A 21,853-nucleotide genomic window follows, 5' to 3' on the forward strand; every position below is an offset into this window, starting at 1 on the left:
GAGCGTTTGACCATCCGATACTGTACCCAAAACGCCCCGTCATGTGAAGCGGGGCACGCGCCTTGGCAAGACAGCGCGCGGACGTCACATTTCCTTCGCGTGGGCCGAGCGACCGCAGCGCTCGAGCAACTCTGCGCATGCCTGCTCGGCAGCCGCGATATCGGCCTCGTCCGCCTGCCAGCTCCAGTTGCCTTCTGCTACGCCGGGGACGTTCATGCGGCAGTCGTCGCCGAGTCCAAGCACGTCCTGCAGTGGCATCATGACAAGCTCCGCATCGCTCGCAAGGGCGCTCTCGACGAGCTTCTCGGCAAGCTCGGCTGCTGCCGTCTCATCGCCGCCGGTGAAGGAGGACGCGCAGAAGCCCACGAGGGTGGCCGTGTCGTGCGTCGAGGTGTAGAGGATCTTCTCCGGCTTCGGATAGAGGCCCGCCCGAATGTCGTAATCCTCAAAGAGCATCACGTCCATACCCGGGAAGCCGCAGGAGCTTACCAGCGAGCGCACGCCGGGGGTGAGCACGCCCAGATCCTCGGCGATAAACGGCAGGGGACCGAGCTCGACGTAGGCACGCTCAAAGAGCTCCTTGCCCGGGCCAGGCACCCAGCGGCCATCGGAGCCGGGGTGGCCGGCGGGAATGGAGAAGTAGTTGTGGAAGCCGAGGAAGTGGTCGAGGCGCACCCGATCGTAGACGCGCGTGGCGCGGCGCAGGCGCGCGAGCCACCAGGCGTAGCCCTCCGCACGCATGACATCCCAGCGATAGGTGGGGTTGCCCCAAACCTGTCCGCCGGGGGCGAAGTTATCGGGCGGAGCGCCAGCGATCTCGGTCGGGCGTCCGTCGCGGTCGAGGTTGAAGAGCTCCGGGCGCGCCCATGCGTCGGCCGAGTCGTCGGAGACGTACATGGGAATGTCGCCGATGACCTCGATACCCTGCGCGTTGGCGTATCCCATCACGTCCTGCCAGGCAAGCTCAAAGCGGTACTGCAGGTAGGACTGGATATGCGCCTCCTTGGCAAGGCGCGGGTCAGAGAGGAGTTCGGGCCGGTAGCGGCTAAACTCCTCCGGCCACTCGTGCCGCGAGGCACCGTCGGTGAGCTTCTTTATGGCCATAAAGGCGCAGTAGGGCTCAAGCCAGCTGCGCGCGTCGGCCACGTAGTCGCGGTAGGCGATGTCAACGCCGGCGCCGCCGCGCGCCTCCCAAGCGAGGTAGTCGGCGCGGAGCTCCTCTTCCGTCTCGGGCAGAAGGTCGATGTTGCCCGCAAAGGCGGAGGGTCCGGCGTAGGGAGAGTTGTAGAAGTCCGTGGGGTTTACCGGCAGTACCTGCCAGTAGCGGAAGCCCATGGCCGCCAGATGGTCGACAAAGCGCTTGGACGCATCGCCGAGCGTGCCCGGGCGTCCGTCGTCGGTCGGCACGGAGGTGATGTGGCAGACCACACCGGCACCCTTATGCAGGGGCTCCTGCAGCCGGCGCGCGGGGTGGAAGGAAACCACGGCAGAGCCGAACGGCCAGAGGTGGACCTCCACAAAGCCCTCGGCGTCCACCGTGAGCTCGGCGCCCGAGACGACGTCGGTCGCACGCTCGCCGCGAGCGGGAATGCGCACGGTCGCCTCGTTGGTGCGGCTGCGGTTGATGAGCACCGTTGCCGCCTCGCCGCAGTCGTTCACGCGGGTGTAGCCGAGCACGTCGTCGCCGGAGGCAAAGGCCTCGATGCGGCCGTTCACGAGCACGGGAAGCTCGCGGCGGATGCCGGCGGCGTTCTTGATGATGGTCTCCATGTCGTACTCATGCGGATCGCTGGGACGCGGCAGACCGCGGCGGTTGCCGGGGTCAGAGAGGCCCTCCAAGCCGTACTCGTCGCCGTAGTAGATGGACGGCACGCCCGGGAACGTCATCTGCATGAGCGTGGCGAGCCAGAAGCGCGCCTTGGCAAGCCCCATTGCCTCGGGGGAGAGGCGCCAGCGGCCGCGCTCCTCTTCGGGGAGCTTGCTCTCGTCGGGGCCGCCGCCAAGCACGCTCGCGATACGTGGGCGGTCGTGGCTGCCAAGAAGGTTCAGGCAGCAGGCGAGCGCCTCCGGCGGATAGTTCTCCGCCAGGCTCCAGATGACCTCGGCCGCATCGGCGGCGGAGATGTTTCCCATGAGGAAGTCGATGACCATGGTGCGGAACGGATAGTTCATGGCCGAGTCGAGCTCCTCGCCCTGGAGGTAGTGACGAGGCTTGCCGTAGCTGATCTTATTTGAAGCGTCCTCCCAGACCTCGCCGAGCAAGAGGGCGTCGGGCTTCTCCTCGGTCAGAACCTGCTTGATGCCGGCGATGAGGTCCTCGTGGAGCTCATCGGCCACATCGAGACGCCAGCCGCGCGCACCGGCACGCGTCCAGTGGCGGATGACGCCGTCCTCGCCGAGCAAAAGCTCGCGCACGAGCGGGGAGTCCTGGTTGAAATCGGGCATGTTGTCGATGCCCCACCAGCACGCGTAAGTGCCGTCCTCCTTGAACTCGTAGGCGTCGCGCCACGGAGAGTTGGGATTGTTCCACGCGCCCTCGTCCGGATAGTTGCCAAACCGGTTGAAGTAGCGGGAATCGTCACCGGTGTGGTTGAAGACGCCGTCTAAGATGATCGAGATGCCGAGTTTCTCGGCAGCGGCGCAGAGGCTCTTGAAATCCTCTTCCGTGCCGAGGATGGGGTCGATCTTGAGGTAATCGGCGGTGTCGTAGCGGTGGTTGCTCGCCGCCTCGAAGATGGGGTTCAGGTAGATGGCAGTGATGCCGAGCTCGGAGAGGCGCGGCAGGTCCTCTTCGATGCCCTTGAGTGAGCCGCCGTAGAAGTCCCAGTACTTGATTGAACCGTCCTCGTTGCGCTCGTAGACCGGCGGCTCCCACCAGTCCTCGATAAGGCGGCGCTGAACGCCGTTGCGGGGGACGGCGAGCGCCGCCTCGGTGCGCTCGCGCCAGGCGTCATCGCGGCGGTAGCGATCGGGGAAGATCTGGTAGACCATGCCGTTTTCGTACCACGACGGTCGCATGGCGCGGTGGCGGTAGACGCTGATCTGGAACGACGGGCAGTTCGCGTAATCGTAGGGCACGCCCTCGCCGCCTACGTGGCCCTCGCGTGCGCCGAGGTGCATTACATGCGTGCCATCGGCCTCACTCCACGTCGCATGGAAGGTGTACCAGATGTTGGCGGTGCGCGGGTAGGCGAGGGTGTAGGCGTAGAGCCCCTCGTCGTTGAGCGCCATCTCGTGCAGGCGCTCGCCCTCACCGTCAGCCCATGTGCGCAGGGTAACGGTGATTGGGCTTGGGACAGGATCCTCAACGCGGACTGACAAGGTGACAGAGCCCCCGACTTCCACCGCTCCAAATGGCGAGCGGAATTCCGGCAGGCGAGAGTTATGGATGAGCTTCATAGGGGTTTCCGATCTATCTGCCGCCCGGACGTACAGGATTTGACAGAGCGTCAAGAATTGGGCAGCTCACCTATTATAAGGGAGAGCGCCGCCCATAGAAGGCGTAGTTCAACAGTTTTAGGTGGGCTGTTGAGAAAGCGGAAGCTGCAAGGTGTCGGCATAGGGGAGGAGCCGCCTTGCGGGCGGCTCCTCTTAGCGTCGGTAGGTAGACTGTCAGCTCTTAGCGCTTGGTGGTGCGCTTCTTGGCCGCGCTTACCGAGGTGGTCTTAATCGCGGGCTTCGCGGCGGGCTTGGCTGCGGTGGTCGTCTTTGCGACGGGCTTAGCCGTGGCAGTCGACTTAGCAGCGGGCTTGGCTGCGGCGGGCTTTGCCGCAGCCGCCTTGGCAGCAGGTTTTGCTGCGGCAGGCTTTGTCGCAGCTGCCCTGGTTGCCGTCTTGGGCGCGGCAGCCTTCGTGGCGGTAGTCTTTGCAGCAGTGGCCTTCGTAACGGCAGGAGCCTTCTCAGCGGGCTTGTTGGCGGGCTTTGCCTCTGCCGTCTTGGCGGCGGGCTTGGCGGCCGCCTTGCTGGTAGCAGGCTTCTCAGCGGCCTTTGCCGTGGTCTTGGCCTCAGCCGTCTTAGGCGTGCTCGCGGCCTTGGTCGCGGTCGTCTTGGGGGCAGCCTTTGCCGCGGTCGTCTTCTTGGCGGTAGCGGCCTTGAGGGCAGCCTTCTCCGCAGCCGGCTTGGCAGCGGTCTTGCGTGCGGCAGGCTTCTTCGCCGCCGGCTTCTCAGTTACTTTTGGGGAGCTCGCTTTCGCGGCCTTCTCCTCAGCTGGTTTAGGCTCGGGCTTAACCTCGGGCTTCTTGGCAGATTCGGGCTTGGTCTCCGCTTTGGGCTCAGGCGCAGGAGCCGGCTCGGGCTTGGGCTCAGGCTTTGCCTCGGGCTCCGGCTCGGCGACGGGCTTAGGCTCGGGCGCCGGGGGAGTGGGCGGGACGGGCTGGACATCGGGGCGCAGGAAGGTGTAGAGGTCCATGTAGGCGTTCGCAGAGCGCTTCCACGAGAAGTCGGTCTTCATAGCCCGCTCGACGACGCGGTTGAAGGCGTCGCGGTCGTCCCAGAACAGACGTGCTCCGCGGAAGACGGCGTCGCCCATCTCATCGCCGTTGAAGTTGGCGAACGAGAAGCCTGTGCCCTCGCCGGTCTCGTAGTTGTAGGGGATGACGGTGTCGCGCAGACCGCCGGTCTCGCGGACCACCGGCAGGGTGCCGTAGCGCATGGCGATGATCTGCGACAGGCCGCAGGGCTCAAAGAGCGACGGCATGAGGAAGAGGTCGGCGCCGGCGTACATGCGGCGGGAGAGCGCGGAGTCGAAGGTGATGCGCGCAGCCATGGTTCCCGGATACTTGCCCGCGAAGTAGTTCATGGCGTCCTCGTAGGCGCGGTCGCCGGTGCCGAGCACGGCCACCTGGACGCCGCCCGAGAGGATGCGGTCGAGCGAGTAGGTGACGAGGTCCATGCCCTTCTGGCGGGTGAGGCGGGTCACCATGACCATGAGCGGACGGTCGTCGCGGACCTCGAGGCCGAGCTCCTCCTGAAGCGCGCGCTTGCAGGCGGCCTTGCCGGCCATGTTGCCCACGCTGAAGTTCTCGGTGATCTGATAGTCGGTCGCGGGGTCCCAGGACGGCTCGTCGATGCCGTTCAGGATGCCCTGGAGGCTCTCGGAGCGGTTGCGGAGCACCCAGTCGAGGCCCTCGCCGTAATCGGAGGTCTTGATCTCGCGGGCGTAGCTCGGGCTGACCGTGGTGATGGCGTCGCTGTAGCAGAGCGCGCCCTGCATGAAGTTGATGGAGCACGAGTCGCAGCGGAGCTGGCGCGCTGCGTTGGGGATGTGCGCAAGGCCCAACACGTCGTTCAGCATCTTGTCGGAGAACTGGCCCTGGAAGGCGATGTTGTGGATGGTGAAGATGGTCTTTACGCGCTCGTACAGGGGGAGTCCCTGGTAGAACTCGCGTAGAAAGACCGGGGCGAGGGCGGTCTGCCAGTCGTTGCAGTGCAGGATGTCGCACTCAAAGCCCTCGGGGAGATGCTGGAGGCTCTCGCAGATGGCCTTCGAGAAGAAAGCGAAGCGCTCGCCGTCATCAAAGAAGCCGTACGGATAACTACGGTTGAAGTAGTGCTCGTTATCCACGAAGAGGTAGGTGACCCCACCCTCCTCAAGCTTCTCGAGGCCGCAGTACTCGTTGCGCCATCCGAGCGGTACGTAGAAGTCGCAGAAGTGCTCCATGCGCGCCTTGAACTCCTCGGGGATGCTCGCGTACTTGGGGCACATGACGATGACCTCGGAGCCGTCCTTCACGAGCTCCTGGGGAAGGGATCCCGCAACGTCGCCGAGCCCGCCCGTCTTAACAAAGGGGGCTACCTCAGCGGAGGCGAAGACCACATGCATCTTGTCTTTTGCCATGTTGTACTCTCCTAATCGATCTGAGAGATAAAACTGCCGCCTGCGGGGCGACACCTAAATGATAACGCGCCCGCCCAGACGGTGCCGGGCGGGCGCTGTGTTGTTACATGCGCGCGGTTAGTGGCGTGCTCCCTTGCCCATCACGAGGATTGCGTCGGGTGTGCCGCGGTACTCGGTGTTCTCGGGGATGACATTGTTTTTGTCGAGGATGGCGTTCTCGACACGGGCGCCGCGCTTGATGACGCAGCTGAACATGATGATGGAGTTCGAAACATTCGCACCGCTCTCGACGATGACGCCGCGGGAGAGGATGGAGTTGCGAACAGTGCCGTAGATCTTGCAGCCAGCGGAGATGAAGGAGTTCTGCGCGTTGCTGCCCGCATAGTACTTGGCGGGTGCCGCGTCGTGCGCCTTCGTGCGGATCGGGCGATCCTTCTGGAAGAGCTGGTCGAAGACATCGGGCGTGAGGAGCTCCATGCTGCGCTGGTAGTAGCTGCGCTCACCGAAGATGCCGATAGCGAGGCCCTTGTACTCGTAGCTGCAGACGTCGATGCGCGCGAAGTCACCTGCGATAGCCTCGAAGAAATCGAGGTAGTCGGCGTTCGCGTAGTTGTTGATGATGTCGAGCAGAAGCTCGCGGTTGATGACGAAGCAGTCGATGAACTTGTTGTCACCGTACTCGCAACCGGCCTCGATCGACTGGACGCGGCCCGCGTCACCGATGATGAGGCGGCTGGCGTCGTCGTGATGGCGCTCGGCCTTGACGTAGACCATGGTCACGCCCACGCCGGAGCGCTCATGGGCATCGATGATCTCGTCGAGGTCCATGTTGAAGATGATGTTGGCGCCCATCATCACGACGTAGGGGGTCGTGGCGCGCTCGAAGAGCTCGCGGTTGGAGATGATGTCGCGCAGAAGGAAGCGCATGCCGCGCTTGGTGGTGCCGTAGGGGTTACCCGGCATGCAGAACAGGCCGCCGCTCTTGCGGTCGAGCATCCAGTCCTTGCCGTGACCCACATGGTCGGAGATCGAGCGCCAGTTGCCCGGCATGACGAGGCCGACGGTGCGGATGCCGGCGTTGGTCATGTTGGAGAGCGGGAAGTCGATCAGGCGGTAGCGGCCCATGAACGGCAGCGACGCCACGGGGCGGTTCTCTATCAGTTTGCTGGCTTCAGTGCCCGCGTAGTTAGCGGTGATATAGCCGATGGCCTTGGAGTTGATCATCGGTTCATTCCCCCTTCCCGATCACGACGTCATTTCCGACGACGGCGGTGTCCTTCGTAGTATCGACGCTGCCGAGCTTGACGCCCTCTTCGACGACGGCGTTCTCACCCAGGATCGCGCGGCTCACATGCGCACCGTTCTTAACGACGGCGCCGGGCAGCAGCACGGAGTCCTCGACGATGGCGCGGTCGCCGACCACGCAGTCGGTGGAGATGATGGAGTGGCGCACGGTGCCCATGATCTTGCAGCCGTTGGCGACGAGCGAGTCGTCGACGCGACCGTCGGGGCCGATGTAGTGCGGCGGGCGAGTCGAGTCGTTCGACATAATGGGATGCTTGGTGTCGAAGAGGTCGAACTCGGGGTTCTCGCCGAGCAGGTCCATCGAGGTCTCGTGATAGCTCGCGATGGTGCCGACGTCCTTCCAGAAGCCGTTGTACTCGTGGACGAACAGGCGCTTGCCGTCAGCGAGGGCCTTGGGGATGATGTCGTTGCCAAAGTCGTGGCTCGAGCGCTGGTTGATGGCGTCCTCCTCGAGGGCGTTCACGAGGAAGTCATAGGAGAACACGTAGATGCCCATGGAGGCGAGGTTCGAATCGGGCTGCTCGGGCTTCTCGGTGAACTTGGTGACCTGATGATCCTCATTGGTCGTGAGGATGCCAAAGCGGCTCGCGTCCTCCCACGGCACCGGCATGACCGCGATGGTGAGGTCGGCGTTGTTGGTGATGTGGGTGGCGAGCATTTCGCGGTAGTCCATGCGATAGAGCGCGTCGCCCGAGAGGATGAGGACGTACTCGGGGTGATGGGACTTGATGTAGTCGAGGTTCTGCGTCACGGCGTCAGCGGTGCCGGCATACCAGGCGCCGCCCTCCTGCGTGGCGTAGGGCGGGAGGATAGAGACGCCCGCGCCGATCTCGTTGAGGTCCCAGCCGCGGCCCGAGCCTACGTACTCGTGAAGCTGGTAGGGACGGTACTGCGTCAGAACGCCGACCGTGTCGATACCAGAGTTAGCGCAGTTGGACAGCGTAAAGTCAATGATGCGGTACTTGCCGCCGAATGAGACGGCTGGTTTGGCGATCTTAGCGGTGAGCGCCCCCAACCTGCTGCCCTGCCCCCCGGCGAGGAGCATCGCGATGCATTGCTTTCTACTCATCGATGTTCTCCTTCAAAATCCCTGAACCCTATAGACCTTGCTATCGAGCGGGGCGGACGGTGAGTCCGCCCCGTGGATGCCTTTATGGGGATGCGCCGTCGTGCAATGACGCGATCCGTTACGCGTGCCAGATCTCGTCGCGGTACTCGCGGATGGTGCGGTCGGACGAGAACCAGCCCGAAGACGCGGTGTTCATGAGCGCACGGCGGTTCCAGCTCTTGCGGTCCGCATAGCTGGCGGTGAGCTCCTCCCACGCGTCAACGTAGGAGCGGAAGTCCTTCATGACAAAGTCATGATCGTTTCCGCTCATAAGCTCATTATGGATGCTTTCGAAGTCACCCGAGAGATGAGCAAACGTGTTATCGGTGAGTTCGTCAATAACGCGCCCTAAACGGTCACGGTCGCTGTTGTACATATCCCATGCGAAGTGCATATGGCTTGCACGGAGCTCGTCGACCTCGGGTGCGGTGAGACCAAAGATCTTCTCGTTCTCGATACCGGCGAGGTTCACGATCTCGATGTTGGCGCCGTCCATCGTGCCGAGCGTGAGCGCGCCGTTCATCATGAGCTTCATGTTCGAGGTGCCCGAGGCCTCCATACCGGCCGTGGAGATCTGCTCGGAGATTTCGGCGGCGGGGTAGATGAGCTGGGCGTTCGACACGCGGAAGTTGGGGATGAAGCAGACCTTCATGACCTCGTTCACACGCGGGTCGTTGTTGATGACGTCGGCGACCGAGTTGATGAGGCGGATGGTCTCCTTGGCAAACGCGTAGCTCGACGCGGCCTTGCCCGAGAAGATGAAGGTGGTGGGCGCCACGCGGAAGTTGGGGTCGGCGAGGCGGCGGTTGTAGATATCCATCACCTTGAAGATGTTCAGGAGCTGGCGCTTGTAGGCGTGGAAGCGCTTCACCTGGACGTCGAAGATCGAGTTGGGGTCGATGTCGAGGCCGCACTCGCGCTTGACGTACTTGGCGAGGCGCACCTTGTTGGCACGCTTGGCCTCGCCCACACGCTCGAGGAACGCCGGGTCGTCGGCAAAGTCCTTGAGCTTCTCGAGCTCGGCGGCGTCATCGAGCCAGCCGGTGCCGATGGCTTCGTTGATGAGCTTGGTGTAGGAGGGGTTCGCCTCGGCGAGGAAGCGACGGTGCGAGATGCCGTTGGTCTTGTTGTTGAACTTCTGCGGCGTGAGCTCATAGAACTGCTTCAGCGTCTCGCGCTCGAGGATGTCGGTGTGGATCTTGGCCACGCCGTTGACGGAGTGCGAGCAGATGACCGAGAGGTTCGCCATGCGGACCTCGCCGTCCCAGAGGATGGCGGTCTTGCGCAGACGGTTCTGCCAGTCCTCGGAGGTGCGATCGAAGCTGTCGCTGTAGCGGCGGTTGATCTCGTCGATGATCTGGTAGACGCGCGGCAGCAGCTTGGAGAACGTGGAGATGGGCCACTTCTCGAGCGCCTCGGGGAGGATGGTGTGGTTGGTGTAGGAGATGGTGTTGGTCACGATCTTCCACGCCGTGTCCCACTCGAGCCCCTTCTCGTCCATGAGGATGCGCATGAGCTCGGGGCCGCACATGGCCGGGTGCGTGTCGTTGGTGTGGATGGCGACGTAGTCGGGCAGCTGCTCCCAGTTAGCGCCAAAGTCCTTCTCAAAGGTGTCGAGCAGGCTGTAGATGCCCGCGGAGACGAAGAGGTACTCCTGCTTGAGGCGCAGAAGACGCCCGTGCTCGCCGGCGTCGTTGGGGTAGAGGATGGCGGAGATCGCCTCGGCCTCGGCGCGGTGCGCGTCGGCACCGGCGTAGTCGCCGCGGTTGAAGGCCTCGAGGTCGAACTGCTCCTCGACGGGCTCGGCGCTCCAGACGCGGAGCTTGTTGACGGTCTCGCCGCCGTAGCCCACCACGGGAATGTCATAGGGGACCGCGAGGACGTCCTGGGTGCCCTCGGTATGGAAGACCATGCGGCCATCCTCCTCCACGCCCACGACGTGACCGCCAAAGCCGATGCGCACGGCGCGGTCGGGGCGGCGGACCTCCCAGGGGTAGCCGTGGGAGAGCCACTCGTCGGTCGTCTCATGCTGGGCACCGTTCACGATCTCCTGCTTGAAGAGGCCGTAGCGGTAGCGCATGCCGTTGCCGTAGCCGGCGATGCCCTCATGGGCCATCGAGTCGAGGAAACACGCCGCAAGACGGCCGAGGCCGCCGTTGCCGAGCGCGGGATCGGGCTCAAATTCGCAGAGCTCGTCGAGGTCGGCACCGAGGTCGGCGAGGCCCTCCTTGACGATGTCGCGCACACCGAGGTTCAGCAGGTAGTTGTCGAGCAAGCGACCGATGAGGAACTCGATGGAGAAGTAGTAGACGCGCTTCTTCTTCTCGGTAGAGACGCGCTTCTCGGTATCGGTCTGGATGGCGCGGGCACGCCCGGCGATGAGCTTTGCCAGCGCGGTGAAGCGGTCGAGATCGCTCGTCTTCTCAAAGGGCTTGCCAGAGAGGGACATGATCGAGGCCTTGTAGCCCTCGATGAACTCCTCTTTGCTGTCGAAGATCTTATTCATGGGGTCCTTTCTGTCGGCTGACGCCGAGTTGCTAGGCGAACACAACTTTTCCATTATCGCGCAAATCGGGTTCATGGTAAAACGTTACGCCTTCGTTTTCCGGTCAGCGGCAGCGTCCTTGGCGGCACGCGGCTTCGAGGTGGTCTTTTTGGCAGCGGGATTGGCGGTGGTCTTGGCAGCTGCCCTCGTGGTGGCCTTGGCAGCGGGCTTTTTCTTGGGCTTCGGCGGCACGTAGGAGCTCTTGCCGATGCGCTTCAGCACGATGCCCGAGAGGCCGGGGAGCGCGAGCGTGATGGAGTTGTCGCAGCCGTTCCACGGATAGGGCTCGCTCGAGCACACGGCGCCCTTGAGCTTGTCGAGCATGTAGCCGCTGCCGCCGAACTCCGGCTTGTCAGAGTTGAAGATGACCTGCCAGTCGCCCTCGCGCGGCACACCCATGCGGAAGGTTTCGTACGACGCCGGATCGAAGTTGATGATCACGATGACGTCGTCCTTCTTCTTGCTGCCGTGGCGCGTGAAGGAGATGATCGACTGCTCGTTGTTGTCCGGGTCGATCCAGGTGAAGCCGTCTTCGGTGTAGGCGTTCTCCCAGAACGCGGGCTCAGAGAGATAGAGGTGGTTGAGCGCACGCACGAACTCGCGATGGTTGCGGTGCGCGTCGAACTCGTCGGCGAGGAACCACTCAAGCGACTCGTAGTAGCGCCACTCGATGAAGGGTGCGATCTCGTTGCCCATGAAGTTGAGCTGCGCGCCGGGGTGGGCCATCTGGTAGAAGGCGAGGGTGCGGAGCCCCGCGAACTGGCGCCACTGGTCACCGGGCATGCGGCCCATGAGCGAGCACTTGCCGTTCACGACCTCGTCGTGGGAGAGCGGCAGGACAAAGTTCTCGTTGAAGGCGTACATGAGCGAGAACGTGAGGAGCCGGTGCGCGCCCGGGCGCCACGGGAAGTCGGTCTGCATATAGTGCAGGGTGTCGTTCATCCAGCCCATGTCCCACTTGTAGTGGAAGCCGAGTCCGCCCTCCTCGGGAGGATAGGTGACGAGCGGCCAGGCGGTGGATTCCTCGGCGATCATCATGACGTCGGGGAACTCGCGGCCTACGGCGCAGTTGACCTGGCGGATGAAGGCGGAGGCGTCGAGGTCCTCCTCGGTGCCGTACTTGTTGAACTTCTTCTGTCCGGGGTCGTCGACGCCAAAGTTCAGGTAGAGCATGCTCGACACGCCGTCCATGCGGATACCGTCGGCGTGGAACATCTCGAGCCAGAAGAGGGCGTTAGAGACAAGGAAGCTGCGCACCTCGCCGCGACCGAAGTCGAACTTATGGGTGCCCCAGTTGGGATGGATCTCGCGCTCGTAGAGCATCTTGCCGTTAAACGTTGCGAGGCCCTCGGCGTTGGCGCAGAAGCCGCCCGGCACCCAGTCCAGGATCACGCCGATACCCGCCTTATGGCAGCTCTCGATGAAGTGCATGAACTGCTTGGGCGTGCCGTAACGCGCGGTGGCGGCAAAGTAGCCGGTCGGCTGATAGCCCCAGGACCCGTCGAAGGGATGCTCCATCACGGGCAGGATCTCGATATGGGTGTAGCCCATGTCGCGCACGTACTCAACGAGCTCGGTCGAGAGATCGTCATAGGTGTAGTAGGTGCCGCGCTGCGCGGGGAACGGGTCGCCCGGGCCCGGGTAGTTGCCGTTCTCGTCCGGTTCGCCCTGCGGATCGTTGCCGTGGCGGCGCCAGCTGCCCAAGTGCACCTCGTAGATGTTGAGGGGCTGCTTCATGTGGTCGCGGCGCGCGCGGTTGCGCATCCAGACGCCGTCTTTCCAGTCATACCCGGTGATATCCATGAGGCGGGATGCCGTGCCGGGGACGTTCTCGGCAAAGAAGCCGTAGGGGTCGGCCTTGTAAAGAAGCGTGCCGTCCTGCGTCTCAATCACATACTTATAGAGCTCACCTTCCGGCAGGCGGGGGACAAAGCCCTGCCAGACACCGCTATGAGCGAGCTGCTCGAGGGGGTTGGCACAAGAATCCCAGCCGTTGAAGTCGCCCACGACATGGACGCTCTTAACATCGGGTGCCCATACGGCAAAGTGCCAGCCGGGCTCACCGTTCTGCTCGTCGGGGTGGGCGCCGAGCTTCTCCCAGCTGCGCAGCCAGGTGCCGTTGGCAAACATGTAAAGGTCGTCCTCGGTGATGATGAGGAGCGGTTTTTCCTCCTTTGCCTTGGTGCGGCGGGTCCGGCGCACGGGCTTTTGCGTGGTTGCGGTTGCAGTGGCGGTATCGGGTGCTTCTGGCTTCTTTTCCACGAGGCACTTCCCCTCGACAGCGCGACGCGCATGCGCATCGCGAACCGATAGATACTGGATGGGGGCGGGAGCGTCCGGGGGTATGTCCTATGCCCTCGTGCGCTCTTGCGGTGAAAGCCCATACCAAAACAAGCATACCATTCGGCCGATTTTGTCTATCACCTAAGTCAGGGGATGGTAGCTATGGGTTCGTAAGCGTTTTATATGTCCGTACAAGCGATGGCTGGCTTGACGGTTGGCGGGGGAGTGTCAACGGAAGTTGGCTCCTACGGGCTCCCGCACGGCCTGTCCGTCCGCTATTTGCTACCATGCACGGGAGCAGAAACGAGGAGGCAGCAATGACAGAGGCCCGCGACATCGCGACACACGTTCCCGAGACCGTTCTTTTGGTGGGCGGCTCGCCGGAGCCGTCCTCGTCCGCCACGGTAAGACGCGCTGCGGTTGGCTGCACCCGCGTGGTCGCTATCGACCGCGGGCTCGATGCGCTCACCTCTGCGGGCCTTACGTGCGATCTGTTCTGCGGCGACGGTGATTCGGTGGGGGAGCGAGGCGCGCGCGAGGTCGAGCGCGCCGAGCGTCGGATGCCGGACGCCCCGTTTGCCGTCGTGCGTTATAACCCCCATAAAGACGATACCGACCTGGGCCTTGCGCTCGGCGAGATCGAGCGGCGCTGGCCCGGGGCCCGCGTGCGCACCACGTGCTTTGCGGGCGGCAATCCCGACCATCTTCTCGGTGTGCTCGGCCGCCTTGCCGCGTTTCGCCGCTCCGATGCGGCGGGTGCCAACGCTCCCGTTGAGCTTGTGGAGGACGGGTTCGAGGGGCGCGTGCTCCAGGCTGGCGGCACGTGGGAGATGGACGGTGCTCAGGGCAGGCGCTTCTCGTTCATGGTGCTCTCGCCCCATGCGTGCGTTTCAGAGGTCGGTATGCGATGGGAGCTCGACCACCATCGGGTGGAGCTTCTCGACGACCTGGGCATCTCCAATGTGATAGAAGCGGACACGGCGCGCATCAGCTGCCATGAGGGGACCGTTGGCTGCTGGCTATTTAGCTGAGCCGGGCGCGTCGTTAAAGATTGCACGCGGGTAACGGCCCGCCTCGGCGTGCGCGGCGTCGCTCCGTTGGGGTAAGCTTTTGCAACATGTGATTAACTGTCTGCGAAAGCGAGGAGCCATGGACCAGCATATCGGAACGGTATGTGTGCAAGGCGGATATCGACCCGGCGACGGTGAGCCGCGTCAGGTGCCCATCTACCAGTCGACGACATGGAAGTACGACACCTCGGAGCACATGGGTCGCCTGTTCGACCTCGAGGAGTCGGGCTACTTCTATACGCGTCTGCAGAACCCCACCAACGATGCCGTGGCAGCAAAGATTGCCGAGCTTGAGGGCGGTACGGCTGCTATGCTCACGAGCTCCGGCCAGGCGGCGAACTTCTTTGCGGTCTTTAACATCGCCGGCGCGGGCGATCATATCGTCGCGAGCTCGGCCATCTATGGCGGTACGTTCAACCTGCTTGCCCACACGCTTGAGCGCATGGGCATAAGCTGCACCTTTGTTGCGCCCGACTGCACGAATGAGGAGCTTGAGGGTGCATTCAGGCCCAACACGAAGGCGGTCTTTGGTGAGACCATCGCCAACCCCGCCCTCGACGTGCTCGATATTGAGCGCTTCGCCACGGCAGCGCACGCCCACGGCGTGCCGCTGATTGTTGACAACACGTTCCCGACACCCGTCATGTGCCGACCCATCGAGTGGGGCGCCGACATCGTGACGCACTCGACCACCAAGTACATGGACGGTCACGGTGCCGCCGTGGGCGGCGCTATCGTCGACTCCGGCAACTTTGACTGGGACGCGCATGCGGACAAGTTCCCGGGCCTCACTACGCCCGATGAGACCTACCACGGTGTGGTCTACACCGAGAAGTTCGGTCAGGCGGGCGCCTTCATCACCAAGGCGACCTCGCAGCTCATGCGCGACCTGGGCAGCATCCAGAGTCCCCAGAACGCGTTCCTTTTGAACGTGGGTCTTGAAAGCCTTCACGTGCGCATGCCGCGCCATTGCGCCAACGGTCAGGCCATGGCCGAGTTCTTGCACGACCACCCCAAGATTCGCTTCGTCAAGTATCCAGGGCTCCCCGACGATCCGTGGTACGACCTTGCGCAGAAGTACCTTCCCAACGGCTCGTGCGGCGTAGTGAGCTTTGGCTTTACGGGCGGTCGCGCCGCTGCGGAGCAGTTCATGAAGAGCCTGCATGTCGCGCAGATCGCTACTCACGTGGCGGATGCGCGCACCTGCGTGCTGCATCCCGCTAACGCCACGCATCGCCAGATGAACGACGAGGAGCTCGCTGCCGCGGGTATCGCGCCCGATATGGTGCGCCTCTCGTGCGGCCTCGAAGACACCGAGGACCTCATCGCCGACGTTGCCCAGGCGCTCGAGACGGTATAGCGGTTTTTCAGGTATTCAACAATCTTGGGGCTTGCGCACGAGTAACGAGACAAGAAAAGCCCCCTGCCTGTTCTGTTTTCGCAGATAGGCAGGGGGCTTCTCTCTGAGTCAGGAACGCTGTACTTGGGCGTACCCGCAAAGATTGTTGAATAGTTGAAAACTACTCGGCGGGGTTCTCGTAACCCTCGAGCTTGGCGGTGCAGTGCGGACAACGCGTAGCGTCGTCGGCGATCTCCTGCTTGCAGTACGGGCAGGTGCGCGGCTCGGGAGCGGCCTCCTCCTCGGCCTTCTTGGCGAGGCCGGCCTTCGCGGCGGCGAGGTTCTTGAGGTCGTTCAGCGTGTTCATGCCCTTCACGATAGCGAAGACCGCGACGGCGGTGATCAGGAAGCTGATGACCGCGGAGATGAAGGCGCCGAAGTCGATCGTCTGACCGTTGAGCACGAGCGCCATGCCCTTGACCTCGGGGTTGCCACCGGTCGCGGAGATGAGCGGCTGGATGAGGTTGGTGACAAGAGCGTTCACCACCGAAGTGAACGCGCCACCGATGATGACACCGACGGCGAGGTCGACGACGTTACCGCGACTGATGAACTCGATGAATTCCTGAGCAATGTTTTTCTTTGCCATAATGGCCCCCTTTCACTCGAGCTCGCCATAGTAGCGGAAAGTTCCTAAGATGCAGATACCTTAACGGAACTTTGAAACGACTCCATAACTAGGGGAGAGGAGTTGTTAGGGGAGCGCGCCGGACAGGTGCGCTAGCGCGCGGGAGCGAGTACGGTGAGCGCGCGGGGAAGAAGATCGATTTCCGCACGCCTGAGTTCGAGCGCCTCTCCGTCTGCCTGCGCGGGATAGGCGCCATCGGTGAAGTCGATCGACACCGTGCGCGCTCGGCCCATGGTGACGTGGCGGTTGGTTACGTGCTTGCCCTCTTTGGCAGAGAGGAAGACGGGAAGCGCGAGGGCGCGGGGCAAAGGGCCCGTGGCGTAGCAGATGTCAAAGACACCGTCTTGCGGGTCGGCATCGGGCGTGATGCGGTATCCCGAGCCGTAGGTGGGTCCGTTTTGCACAGCGCAGATGATGGTCTTGAGGTCACGCTTCTCGCCGCCGTCGAGGCCAAGGCGCACGGGATAGCTGCGATAGTGCGCGCCAAAGACATTGAGTCCGCTTAACGTGTACAGAGGAGCGCCGGCGAGCTTGGTGGTGCGCCGCAACGCGGCGGTGCCGTGCGCGATAGCGGCATCGAGTCCGAAGGAGAAGGTCTCTACAAAGTATTCCGTTGCGTCGAGCGGGGCGGCAGCGTCGGCGGAGGGCGTGTAGCGGATCCGCCCCACGTCGATCTGTGTCGGCACGCAGGTAAGGGTCTGTACCAGGTCGGCATCGCACGTTACTTCGCGAAAACCGAGGGTCCGCGCAAAATCGTTACCGGAGCCCACGGGGATTACGCCGAGAACGGGTCGCTCCGCTTCGGGGATTGTCATGAGACCGCAGGCGACCTCGTGGATGACGCCGTCCCCACCGAGCGCGAGCACGGTATCGTATCCTGCGGCGCCCGCCGCCATTTCCGTTGCGTGGCGCGGGCGCTCGGTGCGCTTGACCTCAAAGGAGCTGTCTGTGTGGAGGTACAGGGTGAGAAAGCAGCTCAGCCTCTCCGCGATGGTGCCCGCGGCGCCAGAATGGGCCGTAGGGTTAACGATGACAAGCGTTCGCCCGAACGAATAGGTTGCCGCCATAAAGGCCTCCATCTGTTGGTGTACGACTGAAAGCGTACGCGTACGCACCGACCGCGTCTAGCTATAAAAAAACACCCCCGCAAGCGGGGGTGCGATGACGCAAAGATTGAGGGGAGGGTCCCTTAGGAACGAGCGACCTTGCCGGACTTCAGGCAGGTGGTGCAGACGTTCATCTTGCGACGGTGGCCGTTCACCACAACGTAGACACGCTGGATGTTCGGACGGAACGTACGGTTGGTGACGCGGTGGGAGTGGCTGATGGAGCGACCAGCAACGGGGTGCTTACCGCAGATCTCGCAAACTTTGGACATGGTTGAACCCTCCTTGGGCAGCATTTGGCGATGCCGCGTGAACAAACAAATCGGAACTATAGCACAAAACCAGCCCTCTACGTGCAATCTTCAAATCACCATCAGCGGAAGCAGCATGCCGGGACGAAAAAGGGATCCGTCTCGGCCGTCGATGGCCGGCTTCTGGTTTGCGCGAGGGACAGTATTGCAGGTCAAAGCCATCAAGGCAAGGGGTATGCCAAGATTTTTCGGCAATCTTTGGCCCGATGTTCGTACGGTACCTCATCTGTTGGCTTCCTGTGTAGAAGGGGGTCAGTGCCGGTTCTGCCGATAGCGTCTCGGCGTGTTGGGAAAAATAGCTTGGCGCTGGGCCTGTGTGCCCGCGCATTCTTTTTGCCTGCGCTCCGTCGGTGCCGGCGTTTATCTATCCACAATCAGGCAGGGGAGGCCGCTTGAAGATCTTCAGCTTCCTCAAGAACCACAAGATCAACTTCGTTATCGCGTTGGTTCTGCTGCTCATCCAGGCGAACCTTGAACTTACGGTTCCCGGCATCATGAGCGATATCGTTGACATCGGTATCGCCCGCGGTGGTCTTACGGGCGCCGCGCCCGCAGGCGCCACCGCCGCTGAGCTCGCCCAGATTCAGACATCCTATATTCTGAGCCAAGGCGGGCTCATGCTGGGCGTGACGCTTCTGTCGGTTGCGTGCTCGATTTTGGCTGCCTACAACGCAAGCCGCACCTCTGCCGCCATTGGACGCGAGGTGCGCCATGCCCTCTACGAGCGTGTGCTCACCTACTCGCCCGCAGAGATGGAGAAGTTCTCGACCGCATCGCTTATCACTCGCGCGACCAACGATATCCAGCAGATTCAAATGATCACGGTCATGTGTCTGCGCATCGTGCTTTTTGCCCCTTGTATGGGCATCGGCGCCATCATCCGGGTGTTGTCGACCCCCACGGGTATGGAATGGATCTTGGTGGTCGCTATCTGCGTCATCGCTATCGCAATTGGCGTGCTCATGGGTATCACGATGCCCAAGTTCCGTAGCATGCAGCGTCTCGTGGACCGCAACAACCTTGTGGCGCGCGAGATTCTCACCGGCATCATGCCCATTCGCGCCTTTGGTCGGCAGGCCTACGAGGAGGCGCGCTACGACGAGGCAAACCGCGCCCTCACCGGCACCTATATTTTCACCAACCGCGCGATGGCCTTTTTGGGGCCGGTGATGACGGTGGTCATGAACGCCACGACGGTCGCCATCGTTTGGTTCGGCGGTTTGGGCGTTGAGGCTGGCACCCTCGAGGTCGGTACGCTCATGGCCTATATCAACTATGTTATGCAGGTCATCATGAGCTTCATGATCCTCACGATGATCTCGGTCATGCTCCCGCGTGCCGGCGTTGCGGCGGAGCGCGTGCTCGAGGTGCTTGAGTGCGAGACCTCCATCCGCGAGCCCGAGGAGGGCAAGCGCGTCTCGCGTGCGGGGGAGAACGGCTGGCGCGGCGTCGTCTCGTTCAACGACGTGACCTTCACCTATCCCGATGCCGATCTGCCCACGCTCGAGCACATCGATTTCACGATCAAGCCGGGGCAAACGCTCGGCATCATCGGTTCCACCGGATGCGGCAAGTCAACCCTCGTCCAGCTCATCCCACGCCTGTACGATGTGACCTCGGGTTCGGTCACGCTCGACGGGGTGGATGTGAGAAACATCCCGCTCACCGAGTTGCGCGCCCAGATCGGCTACGTTCCCCAGAGGCGCATGCTGTTCTCCGGAACGGTCGAGAGCAACATCAAATATGGTGACGAGACCATGGACGATGCCCAGATGGAGCGTGCCGCGCGCATCGCACAGGCGATCGAGTTCATCGAGGCCAAGCCCGAGGGGTACCAGAGCCCCATCGCTCAGGGCGGCTCCAACGTGTCGGGCGGGCAGAACCAGCGCCTGCAGATTGCGCGCGCCCTGGCGATTCAGCCGAAGGTGCTCGTCTTCGACGACTCGTTCTCCGCGCTCGACTACAAGACGGACGCGGCGTTGCGCGCGGAGCTCGCCGAGAGCTGCCGCGACGCTGCCGTCGTCATCGTGGCCCAGCGCATCGCCACCATCATGCACGCGGACGAGATTATCGTGCTCGACGACGGGCGCATGGTCGGCAAGGGAACGCATGAGGAGCTCCTCAGGAGCTGCCCTGCCTATCTTGAGATTGCGTCCTCGCAGCTCTCTGCCGAGGAGCTTGGCCTTTCCGCCGATGCGGTCGAGGATTCGTCTGCTTGCGACGCCCCCGTTTGCGAAGGAGGTGAGCGCTGATGCCCGGTCCACGCCGTGGGCCCGCTTCCGAGTGCGCCCGTGATTTCTCCGGAACCATCAAGAAGCTGCTTGCCTACATCGCGCATGAGCGCATCGCGCTCGTTATCTCGCTCGTTTGTGCGGTGGCGTCGGTTGTCTTCAACGTCGTCGGCCCGCGCATCCTTGGCATGGCGACCACTAAGCTCTTCGAAGGGTTCACCGCCAAGCTCGCTGGCACAGGCTCCATCGACTTCAGCGGCATCTCGTATATACTTGCCGGCCTCATGTGTCTGTACGTCACCTCGGCGCTCTTCAACCTCCTCCAAGGTTTCCTCATGACGGGGCTCACGCAGCGTGTGTGCTACCGCATGCGCCGTGCGATTATCGAGAAGATCGACCGCATGCCGCTTGCCTACTTTGAGCGTACGAGCACGGGCGACGTTCTGTCGCGCATCACCAACGACGTGGATACCGTCGGCCAGTCGCTCAACCAGTGCGTGACGCAGGTGGTGACCTCGGTGACCCAGCTCATTGGCGTTACCGTCATGATGCTGTCGCTCTCGCTTGAGCTCGCGGGCATCACGTTTCTCACCATCCCTGTTTCACTCGTGCTGGTGGTTATCGTCGTGCGCGCCTCTCAGCGCTACTTCCGCCAGCAGCAGGCGCTGCTCGGCCGGGTGGACGGCATTGTCGAGGAGAGCTTCTCCGGGCAGAGCGTCATCAAGGTCTTCAACCGCGAGGACCGCGCGCTTGCCGACTTCGATCAGGACAACGACCGCCTCTACCACGCCGGCTGGAAGAGCCAGTTCCTCTCCGGCCTCATGCACCCCATCATGAACTTCGTTGCCAACCTCGCCTATGTGGCGGTGGTTGCCGTGGGTGCCTTCCTTGCAATCGCGGGCACCATCACCGTGGGCGATATCCAGGCGTTTATGCAGTATGTGCGCAACTTCACGCTGCCCATCACCCAGCTCACGCAGGTGTCGAACATGGTCCAGATGCTCTCCGCGGCGGCGGAGCGCGTGTTCGAGTTCCTGGATGCGCCGGAGGAGACACCCGACGCCCCCGCGCGCGCAACGGGCGCCTGCGAGGGCAGGGTGAGCTTTAGCCACGTACGCTTTGGCTACACGTCCGATAAGACCATCATCCACGACTTCTCCTGCGAGGTGGAGCCGGGCGAGACCGTTGCCATCGTCGGTCCCACCGGTGCGGGCAAGACTACTCTCATGAAGCTTCTCATGCGCTTCTACGATGTCGACGCGGGCGCAATCTTGGTCGACGGTGTGGACGTGCGCGACCGTCCGCGCGACGAGCTGCGGAGCGACTTTGCCATGGTGCTCCAGGACACGTGGCTGTTTGAGGGCACGATTGCCGAGAACATCCGCTACGGCCGCGAGGGGGCGACTGACGACGAGGTGAGGGCTGCCGCTCGCGCCGCGCTTGCCGATCACTTTATTCGGACGCTGCCGGGTGGCTACGACTTCTGCTTGAACGAGGACGCCTCGAACGTGAGCCAGGGCCAAAAGCAGCTTCTCACGATTGCGCGCGCCTTCATCGCGGACCGTCCCATCCTTATCCTCGACGAGGCGACCTCCAACGTGGACACGCGCACCGAGGAGCGCATCCAGCGCGCGATGGACGCCCTCATGCAGGGGAGGACGAGCTTCGTTATTGCGCATCGCCTCTCCACGATACGCTCGGCCGATAAGATCTTGGTTCTGCGCGACGGCGACATCGTGGAGTCGGGTACGCATGAGGAGCTGCTTGCGCAGGGCGGTTTCTACGCAGAGCTTTACAACAGTCAGTTCGAGGACGTGGACGAGTGGCGCACCTGAGACCTTTTGCCTACCCCCTTTGTGCATCTCGCACGCCCTGTGTGCAATCTGCACGGCTCATGTGCAAATCGCACGGTCCGTGTGCAATCGGGACTGCGGACGTTTTCCTGTACATCCTACACCGCGTAGCCGAGCAGCCTGCGGTTCTCGTCCGGCGTCCTCCAGCCCAGCGCCGCCGACGCCCGCTCCGACCGGA

General features: G+C 63.0%; 13 protein-coding genes. 4 read left to right on the plus strand and 9 right to left on the minus strand.

Annotated features, from left to right (window positions below; translation table 11 throughout):
* Window positions 1–84: 84 nt before the first annotated feature.
* The 6 genes from B5F89_RS09300 to glgB all read right to left on the minus strand — a co-directional run bounded on the left by B5F89_RS09300 (window position 85) and on the right by glgB (window position 12,996).
* Complete coding sequence (locus B5F89_RS09300; protein WP_087431506.1) at window positions 85–3,399, minus strand: 4-alpha-glucanotransferase; 3,315 nt, start codon at window positions 3,397–3,399, stop codon at window positions 85–87.
* A 220-nt stretch (window positions 3,400–3,619) separates the two neighbouring features.
* A complete protein-coding gene (gene glgA, locus B5F89_RS09305) occupies window positions 3,620–5,836 on the minus strand; it encodes a glycogen synthase GlgA (RefSeq protein WP_204230662.1) in 2,217 nt (738 codons plus the stop codon).
* A 117-nt stretch (window positions 5,837–5,953) separates the two neighbouring features.
* Entirely contained in the window at window positions 5,954–7,060 is a 1,107-nt protein-coding gene (gene glgD / locus B5F89_RS09310; RefSeq protein WP_087431507.1) for a glucose-1-phosphate adenylyltransferase subunit GlgD, read from the minus strand.
* A gap of 4 nt (window positions 7,061–7,064) precedes the next feature.
* Window positions 7,065–8,210 carry a glucose-1-phosphate adenylyltransferase gene (locus B5F89_RS09315; RefSeq protein ID WP_087431508.1) on the minus strand — a complete coding sequence of 382 codons (1,146 nt, stop codon included), beginning with the start codon at window positions 8,208–8,210 and terminating at the stop codon, window positions 7,065–7,067.
* A gap of 118 nt (window positions 8,211–8,328) precedes the next feature.
* On the minus strand, window positions 8,329–10,755 hold the full coding sequence (locus tag B5F89_RS09320) for a glycogen/starch/alpha-glucan phosphorylase (protein ID WP_087431509.1): 2,427 nt from the start codon (window positions 10,753–10,755) through the stop codon (window positions 8,329–8,331).
* An 84-nt stretch (window positions 10,756–10,839) separates the two neighbouring features.
* On the minus strand, window positions 10,840–12,996 hold the full coding sequence (gene glgB, locus B5F89_RS09325) for a 1,4-alpha-glucan branching protein GlgB (RefSeq protein ID WP_255375181.1): 2,157 nt from the start codon (window positions 12,994–12,996) through the stop codon (window positions 10,840–10,842).
* A gap of 398 nt (window positions 12,997–13,394) precedes the next feature.
* On the opposite strand from glgB, the gene B5F89_RS09330 reads away from it, so the two are divergent.
* Window positions 13,395–14,108, plus strand: a complete 714-nt coding sequence (locus tag B5F89_RS09330; RefSeq protein WP_087431510.1) for a thiamine diphosphokinase — start codon at window positions 13,395–13,397, stop codon at window positions 14,106–14,108.
* A gap of 118 nt (window positions 14,109–14,226) precedes the next feature.
* Window positions 14,227–15,507 carry a PLP-dependent transferase gene (locus B5F89_RS09335; RefSeq protein ID WP_087431511.1) on the plus strand — a complete coding sequence of 427 codons (1,281 nt, stop codon included), beginning with the start codon at window positions 14,227–14,229 and terminating at the stop codon, window positions 15,505–15,507.
* Between the two features lie 160 nt (window positions 15,508–15,667).
* Here the strand turns inward: B5F89_RS09335 and mscL are convergent, their stop codons facing one another.
* The 3 genes from mscL to rpmB all read right to left on the minus strand — a co-directional run bounded on the left by mscL (window position 15,668) and on the right by rpmB (window position 17,552).
* Window positions 15,668–16,135, minus strand: a complete 468-nt coding sequence (mscL, locus tag B5F89_RS09340; RefSeq protein WP_087431512.1) for a large conductance mechanosensitive channel protein MscL — start codon at window positions 16,133–16,135, stop codon at window positions 15,668–15,670.
* 131 nt (window positions 16,136–16,266) lie between these two features.
* Entirely contained in the window at window positions 16,267–17,241 is a 975-nt protein-coding gene (locus tag B5F89_RS09345; RefSeq protein WP_087431513.1) for a diacylglycerol kinase family protein, read from the minus strand.
* 122 nt (window positions 17,242–17,363) lie between these two features.
* Window positions 17,364–17,552 carry a 50S ribosomal protein L28 gene (gene rpmB / locus B5F89_RS09350; protein WP_087203834.1) on the minus strand — a complete coding sequence of 63 codons (189 nt, stop codon included), beginning with the start codon at window positions 17,550–17,552 and terminating at the stop codon, window positions 17,364–17,366.
* 431 nt (window positions 17,553–17,983) lie between these two features.
* Here rpmB and B5F89_RS09355 point away from each other — a divergent pair, with 431 nt between their 5' ends.
* Window positions 17,984–19,843 (plus strand): ABC transporter ATP-binding protein, encoded by a 1,860-nt coding sequence (locus B5F89_RS09355; protein WP_087431514.1) that lies wholly within the window; start codon window positions 17,984–17,986, stop codon window positions 19,841–19,843.
* A complete protein-coding gene (locus B5F89_RS09360) occupies window positions 19,843–21,657 on the plus strand; it encodes an ABC transporter ATP-binding protein (protein WP_087431515.1) in 1,815 nt (604 codons plus the stop codon). The genes B5F89_RS09355 and B5F89_RS09360 overlap by 1 nt, the downstream gene beginning before the upstream one ends.
* The last annotated feature ends 196 nt before the right edge of the window (window positions 21,658–21,853 follow it).

Origin of the sequence: Collinsella sp. An307, assembly GCF_002161805.1 — a bacterium.
Lineage (GTDB): Bacteria > Actinomycetota > Coriobacteriia > Coriobacteriales > Coriobacteriaceae > Coprousia.

Coding starts and splice junctions, on each gene's coding strand:
- B5F89_RS09315 (WP_087431508.1), bottom strand. CDS start 8,210: ATGAGTAGAAAGCAATGCATCGCGATGCTCCTCGCCGGGGGGCAGGGC.
- B5F89_RS09345 (WP_087431513.1), bottom strand. CDS start 17,241: ATGGCGGCAACCTATTCGTTCGGGCGAACGCTTGTCATCGTTAACCCT.
- rpmB (WP_087203834.1), bottom strand. CDS start 17,552: ATGTCCAAAGTTTGCGAGATCTGCGGTAAGCACCCCGTTGCTGGTCGC.
- B5F89_RS09320 (WP_087431509.1), bottom strand. CDS start 10,755: ATGAATAAGATCTTCGACAGCAAAGAGGAGTTCATCGAGGGCTACAAG.
- B5F89_RS09300 (WP_087431506.1), bottom strand. CDS start 3,399: ATGAAGCTCATCCATAACTCTCGCCTGCCGGAATTCCGCTCGCCATTT.
- mscL (WP_087431512.1), bottom strand. CDS start 16,135: ATGGCAAAGAAAAACATTGCTCAGGAATTCATCGAGTTCATCAGTCGC.
- B5F89_RS09330 (WP_087431510.1), top strand. CDS start 13,395: ATGACAGAGGCCCGCGACATCGCGACACACGTTCCCGAGACCGTTCTT.
- glgA (WP_204230662.1), bottom strand. CDS start 5,836: ATGGCAAAAGACAAGATGCATGTGGTCTTCGCCTCCGCTGAGGTAGCC.
- glgD (WP_087431507.1), bottom strand. CDS start 7,060: ATGATCAACTCCAAGGCCATCGGCTATATCACCGCTAACTACGCGGGC.
- B5F89_RS09360 (WP_087431515.1), top strand. CDS start 19,843: ATGCCCGGTCCACGCCGTGGGCCCGCTTCCGAGTGCGCCCGTGATTTC.
- B5F89_RS09335 (WP_087431511.1), top strand. CDS start 14,227: ATGGACCAGCATATCGGAACGGTATGTGTGCAAGGCGGATATCGACCC.